General features: G+C 46.1%; 1 protein-coding gene and 1 pseudogene. Both read left to right on the forward strand.

The window, feature by feature from the left end; translation table 11 throughout:
- Positions 1-40 precede the first annotated feature (40 nt).
- The gene (dtd, locus tag R7190_RS27595; protein ID WP_005456795.1) at positions 41-475 is read left to right on the forward strand and encodes a D-aminoacyl-tRNA deacylase; all 435 of its coding nucleotides are present in this window, start codon (positions 41-43) and stop codon (positions 473-475) included.
- Between the two features lie 108 nt (positions 476-583).
- A pseudogene (locus R7190_RS27600) lies at positions 584-696 on the forward strand (GNAT family N-acetyltransferase); the annotation flags it as partial.

Consider the following 696-nt stretch of genomic DNA (forward strand, 5'->3'; position numbering starts at 1 on the left):
TCGGCTGAATCTCAGTTAGCAAATGAAGGAAGCGAGAGTAGTGATAGCGCTAATTCAACGAGTCAGTGAAGCGGCCGTTCGTGTAGACGGTGAAGTGGTTGGGGAAATCAATACAGGTCTTCTTGTCCTACTTGGTGTTGAGAAGGACGACGATGAAGCCAAAGCAAAACGTTTGATGGAACGTGTGACCACCTACCGAGTCTTTGAAGACGACGAAGGAAAAATGAACCTCAACGTCAAACAAGTGAACGGTAAGGTTTTGGTGGTGTCTCAATTTACATTACCGGCAGATACCAAGAAAGGCACACGTGCAGGCTTTTCTCGTGGTGCGCATCCAGCCGACGCTGAACGTCTGTATGACTACTTTTCTGACTTGTGTGAGCAGGAATTGCCAACCGAGCGTGGTCGCTTCGCGGCCGATATGAAAGTGTCATTAATTAATGACGGCCCAGTGACTTTTTGGCTACAGGTCTAATCTGGCGTGGATACACCCATGGTCTAAGCTATATACCCAAGTGGTTTGATTTTACTTGGGTATTTTCTCCCCAAGATTCTTACTGATTTGCACTTTCAAAGGATTGATATGTTCAAACTCATAACTCCAACAACCGAAAATCAGCTTAACAAGTACTATCAATTTCGTTGGCAAATGCTTCGAGAGCCATGGCGCATGCCAGTAGGCTCTGAACGGGATGA

This window comes from Vibrio sp. 1078-1 (assembly GCF_033340475.1).